Source organism: Ideonella sp. P3_A4, from assembly GCF_056403075.1.
The window spans coordinates 1-5669 of record NZ_JBFUGE010000392.1 but is presented as its reverse complement, the minus strand read 5'-3'; the positions used below and the strand labels follow the sequence as shown (position 1 = coordinate 5669).

The following is a 5669-nucleotide window of genomic DNA, read 5'->3' as shown; positions in this document are numbered from 1 at the left end:
GCGGTCAACGTGATCGATGTGGCGAAGCGAGCCGACGTGGCGCGCATCCCGGTCGGTGCGCGGCCACGCGGCATCGGCTTCTCGCCCGACGGCGCGCGGGCCTACATCGCGGCCGAAAACTCGGACGAGGTGTACGTGATCGATACGCACAGCTTGACGGTGGCGCACAGGCTGACGGCGGGTTCGCGCAGCAATGGCATCGCGGTGCATCCAAACGGCCGCTGGCTGTATGTCTCCAATGGCGGTGCGGCGTCGGTGTCGGTGATCGACACCACCAGCCTGGCCACCGTGGCCACGGTGGCGGTGGGGCAGCGGCCCTGGAACATGGCGCTGTCGCCCGACGGCGCGAAGCTCTATGTGGCTTGCGGACGATCGGGCAGCGTGGTGGTGGTCGACGCGTTGCGCCACACGCGCCTGGCCGAGATCCCGGTCGGCAAGCTGCCGTGGGGTGTGGCGATTCGATGAGTGACCACATGGCTCGGTCACTTGTGAGGTGACAATCACTCTAATCAATTAGTTCATGCGACATGGTGTTACCTGTGCGTAACCTCCCGAGGCGTGACTTCGTTTGATATCAACCTAGCATGGCCGCTTCCTGAATATCCATGGAGGCGAATCTCATGCAACGCTGGACAACTCGTTGTCTGCAACTGTCGGTGGCCGGTCTCGGCGTGCTGGCTTCGGCGGCCGCTTTGGCTGCATCACCCACCTACCGCATCGCGCCGGTGGCCAAGGGCAACGGCGTGGTTCCAACGTCCGCCAGCGCCATCAGCGACAACGGCAACGTGGTCGGTTCCGGTCGTGTGAGCGGCGAGAAGTGGAACGTCACCTTCATCGCGCGCAGCGGGCAGAAGCCTCAGCCGCTGGAAGGGTCGGAAGGCGCGCCGGGCTACAACCTCGACGTCAACAACGCCGGCGACGTGCTGGGCTACTACCTGCGCGACGAGGGCGACTCCCTCAGCCTGCAGGGGGCGATGTGGCACGGTAACGGCACCATGGTCCCCCTGGTTGAACTGGCCGGCTGCACGCGCGGAACGGACATCGACTACAGCATCCCGCTCGCGCTCAACGAAGCGGGCGACGCGGTCTTCAAGGCCCATTGCCTGTTGAACGGCGCGCCGGTGGATGGCCCGGTGGTGCGATATCAAGGGGTCGTCTCGGTGCTGCCGGACTTGGGCGGTGGCCAGACCTATGCGCAAGATATCAACGGCAATGGCCAGGTGACCGGTTTTTCGATGTTGCCACCTGACAKCCACGGCATCAGCGAGGCCGAAGCGTTCATCTGGCAAAACGGCGTGATGACGCCGCTGGGCACGCTCGGCGGCAAGAGCTCGTACGCCAATGCCATCAACGAACTCGGGCACGTGGCCGGCACGTCGGTGCTGGCCAGCGGTTCGGCGCGCACCTTCCTGTTCGACGGCGCCTCCATGCGCGAGCTGCCACGGTGTGACGGCAAGAATGCCGCTACGCCGGTCGGCATCACCAATGACGACCGTGTCGTCGGTGTCTATGGCGGCCGCAAGAACCGCCACACCGCGTTGATCGAAGGCGGCAAGTGCCAGTTGCTGGATGCCTTGCTCAACGCCAGCGGGGCGGACTGGACCAACCTGCATGCCACCGGCGTGAACAACCAGGGCGTGATCGTCGGCGACGGCCTCTACCTGGGCAAGGAGCGCGCGTTCATCGCGACGCCGATCGCAGCGGATCAGCGCTGAAGCAAAGGCCGGCCACCTCGCGGCGGCCGGCCGTTTCAGTCGTTGTTGTTGTTGATGGTTGCGCGTAACTAACAGGTTAGTATGGGCGCCTTCRAAACATCACGGAGACCGTCCATGCGTTCGTTGACATCCTGCCGGCTGCTGACCGTGTTCGCTCTGGGCCTGGTTTTCGCCCAGGCCGCGATGGCTGCGCCGGGTTACCGAATCGAACTGCTCAAAAAGGGCAACGGCGTGACGCCGAAATGGGCCAGTTCCATCAGCGACAACGGCAGCGTGGCCGGCGGTGGGGTGGACGGCCAGACCGGAGAGAGCGTTTCGTTCCGCTCGCACCGGGGCAAAAAGGTGGAAGCGCTGGCCGAGACGCAGGCCATGCACTACCCGGGCAAGCCGCAGGTGAACAACGCCGGCGTCGTGGTCGGCAGCTATCAGCGCGACTGGAACAACTACGGCGGCGTGTGGGCGGCCGACGGCACCCTGACTGACGTGGGCGCCATCGTCGGCTGCGACGATTCGCGTGGCGCCTATCCGCAGTCGATCAACGACGCGGGCGCGTACGTGGTCGAAATCGACTGCCCGATCGGCGGGGTGGCCACCCGGGGCGGGTTCCTGGTTCGCGATGGTGTCGCGGTCAAGGTGCCGCTCTCGGATGGCCATGTGACCTTCCCGACCTTGATCAACAAGCGCGGGCAGGTGGCCGGCGTCACGGACTACCTGACCGTCACGCCGTATGTGTTCATCTGGGAGGAAGGCAAACCGGTGCGTTGGCTGACTCCGCGTGGTCTGGAGGTCTATCTCGAGGCGATGAACGACCGGGGCCACGTGGTCGGCATGAAGGTGACGAATCTGAACTGGCGTCCCTTTCTGCACGACGGGAAGTCCATGCAAGAACTGCCGCTTTGTGGCCAGCAAGACGTCTGGCCCGTGGCCATCAACAACAACGGCTGGATCGCCGGCAACTTCCACGGCTTGGGTGCCTCCCGCGACGCCGCGCTGATTCGCGATGGCCAGTGCGCAGAACTGCAGTCGTTGCTCGACGACAGTGGTGCGGGCTGGTCTGACCTTTCCGCGGATGACATGAACAATGACGGCGTGATCATCGGCCACGGTCGATTCGAAGGGTATCGGCACGTCTTCATCGCCACGCCGCTGAGCCGCTGAGCCTGCACGAGCGCTCGGCCCGCGCGCCGGGCCGGCCTCGCCAGCTCAGCCCTTCTCGTTGCCGGCCCAGCGCAGCTTGCGGTAGATGGTGTTGCGGCTGATGCCCAGGCGCCGAGAGGCGACCGAGATGTTGCCGCCGGCCTCGTCGACCGCGCGCTGGATGGTGCGCAGCTCCATCTCTTCGAGCGTCGATGCATCGGGTGCCGGCGTATCGACTGCGGCTGTGCCTGCTGCGCCAGCTGCGCTGAGCCCGACGGCGACCGCAGGGGGCTTCGGCAGGTCTTGCTGAGCATCCTCGAGAAAGTCGTCGGACAGATGGGCGCGGGTGATCACCGTCTCGCTGCCGGCCATCACCGCAGCGGTGCGCAGCACGTTGGTCAGCTGGCGGATGTTGCCCGGCCAGCGGTAGCCCTGCAGCAGGCGGATGACCTCGTCGTCCAGGTCCAGCGGGCGGCCATTGGTTTCGGCGCGCAGGATCTTGCGCACGATGGTCAAAAGGTCGCTGCGCTCCCGCAGCGCGGGCAGCCGCACCACCAGGCCGTTCAGCCGGTAGTACAGGTCTTCGCGGAAGGTCTGCGCGCTCATCATCTCGCGCAGCGGGCGGTGGGTGGCGCTGACCACCGCCACGTCCACCGGCACCGACTTGGCCGAGCCCAGCGGCGTGACCTGGYGCTCTTGCAGCACGCGCAACAGCCGGGCCTGCAAGGCCAGCGGCATGTCGCCGATCTCGTCCAGGAACAGCGTGCCGCCATTGGCCTGCAGGATCTTGCCGGTGGCCCCTTTGCGCCGCGCGCCGGTGAAGGCGCCGTCTTCGTAGCCGAACAGCTCGGCCTCGATCAGGTGCTCGGGGATGGAGGCGCAATTGACCGCGACGAAGGGGTAACGGGCGCGGTCGGAGTCTTGGTGGATCGCGCGGGCGAGCAGCTCTTTGCCGGTGCCGGTGTCGCCGAGCACGAGGATCGAGATGTCGCGGTTGAGCACCCGCTTGACCTTGGTGATCACCGCTTCCATCTGCGCGTCGCCGGTCTGCAGGTAGCGCAGGCCCGACAAGCCTGGCGAAGCGCCGGGAGTGGCGGCAGGTCGCGTGCCGGCGGCGGCGGCGAAGAAGCCGCCCTCGGGCGCTGTCGCCGGTGCGGTGTCGAAGCTGTCGTCGTGGGCGTCGATCGTCACGCTGCCCAGCGCATGCCAGGTTGGCCAGTTGAAGACGGCGCGCATGTGCAGCGGCTGGCCGTTGGGCAGCACCATCGCCATCGGCGGCGCCATCGGCGAGCGGAAATGGTCGATCACCGCGCCGACGGTGACGCTGAACAGCGCCGTCAGGCTGTTCATGCGCAGCGCCGCTCCGCTCAGGCGAAGTTGGTCCAGCGCGCTGCGGTTGGCGCCGAGCAGCTTGCCGTCGCGCCCGACCGCGACGATGCCCTCCATCAGCGTGCCGATGAACTCGGGCCGGCTGTGGAAGTGAAGGCGCAGTGCGTGACGGAAGTCGTCCGAGAGCCAGTGGTTCTCGATCATCCGGGCCGACATCTTGACCAGCCCCATCGTGTGCAGGTGGTACGAGTGGTGGTCGCCCGAGACGTCGAGCACGCCGAGCATGTTGCCGCGCGGGTCGAAGATCGGCGCAGCCGAACAGGTGAGAAAACCGTTGGCGTGCATGAAATGCTCGTCGGCGTGCACGACGGTGGGCACCTCGTCGACCAAGGCCGTGCCGATCGCGTTGGTGCCCTTGCTCGATTCGGACCAGTTGGCCCCCGGCGCCAGCGCCACCTTCGAGGCGCGCTGCAGAAAGCCGTCGTGTCCCACCGAGTGCAGCACGGTGCCTTGCGCATCGGTCAGCAGCACCATGCTTTGCGTCGCCATGGTCTGCTCCAGCAGCAGCTCCATCACCGGGGCAGCATGCAGGTGCAGGCGCAGGTTGCGCTCGCGGGCGACGGCCAGGTCGGAGCGGATCACCGAGGTGTGATCCGGCCGGTCGATGCGCGACAGGCCCAGCGCCGCGCAGCGTTCGTGCGAATGCAGGATGCTCATGGCGTGCAGCGGGTCGCCCAGTGCCGGCAAGGCAGCGGGGTCGCGGGCCAGGGTGGGGGTCGCCATCGCACGGATCCTTTCGCGCACCGCCGGGGCCACCAGGGGCAGCTACTCACCGGCTGGGCACCCTGGCATCGTAGGGGGTAGGGGCCCCGAGTGTCAGTGCAGGAATCCCTCGTGGACTTGCGCTGGCGCAAGCCCCGGTTGCGCCAAATTGGCACAACCGGGGCGCCGTCTTGCACCGGGCTTACGCCGCGGGTGCCTGAGCCTGCAGCCACAGCCATTCGGCGTCGTCGTACAGCCGCGAGCGGGTCAGGAAGCGTTGCCCCTGTGAGCCCTCCAGCGAGAACATGCCGCCGCGGCCGGGCACCACGTCGATGATCAGCTGGGTGTGGCGCCAGTACTCGTACTGCGACACGCTGATGTAGAACGGCATGCCGCCGATGTGGCCCAGCAGCTTGTCGCTGTCGCCGACGAGGAACTCGCCATCGGGGTAGCACATCGGCGCGCTGCCGTCGCAGCAGCCGCCGCTCTGGTGGAACATCAACGGCCCGTGCTTCGCCGCGAGGCGCTCGATCAGTGCGAGCGCCTCGGGCGTGGCGGTCACTTGCGCGACGGCCATCTCGGGGTCAAAAGAAGCCGAGCGGCTGCTCGCTGTAGCTGACCAACAGGTTCTTGGTCTGCTGGTAGTGGTCGAGCATCATCTTGTGGTTCTCTCGCCCGATGCCCGATTGCTTGTAGCCGCCGAACGCTGCGTGCGCCGGGTAGGCG

6 protein-coding genes are annotated in these 5669 nt (G+C 66.8%); 3 read left to right on the top strand and 3 right to left on the bottom strand.

The genetic code is table 11. From position 1 onward, the window contains the following. The 3 genes from AC1DYI_RS24965 to AC1DYI_RS24955 all read left to right on the top strand — a co-directional run. Window positions 1–465: beta-propeller fold lactonase family protein (locus AC1DYI_RS24965; RefSeq protein ID WP_477206830.1), on the top strand; the 465-nt coding region annotated here is incomplete at its 5' end. 155 nt (window positions 466–620) lie between these two features. Continuing rightward, on the top strand, window positions 621–1715 hold the full coding sequence (locus tag AC1DYI_RS24960) for a hypothetical protein (protein ID WP_477206829.1): 1095 nt from the start codon (window positions 621–623) through the stop codon (window positions 1713–1715). 114 nt (window positions 1716–1829) lie between these two features. Then, complete coding sequence (locus AC1DYI_RS24955) at window positions 1830–2873, top strand: hypothetical protein (RefSeq protein WP_477206828.1); 1044 nt, start codon at window positions 1830–1832, stop codon at window positions 2871–2873. A 45-nt stretch (window positions 2874–2918) separates the two neighbouring features. Here AC1DYI_RS24955 and AC1DYI_RS24950 read toward each other — a convergent pair whose 3' ends face one another. From AC1DYI_RS24950 to AC1DYI_RS24940, 3 genes are all read right to left on the bottom strand, one after another. After that, complete coding sequence (locus tag AC1DYI_RS24950; protein WP_477206827.1) at window positions 2919–4964, bottom strand: sigma-54-dependent Fis family transcriptional regulator; 2046 nt, start codon at window positions 4962–4964, stop codon at window positions 2919–2921. Between the two features lie 181 nt (window positions 4965–5145). Then, window positions 5146–5520, bottom strand: coding sequence for a DUF779 domain-containing protein (locus AC1DYI_RS24945; protein ID WP_477206826.1), 375 nt, complete (start codon window positions 5518–5520; stop codon window positions 5146–5148). A gap of 7 nt (window positions 5521–5527) precedes the next feature. Further along, window positions 5528–5669: aldehyde dehydrogenase family protein (locus tag AC1DYI_RS24940; protein ID WP_477206831.1), on the bottom strand; the 142-nt coding region annotated here is incomplete at its 5' end.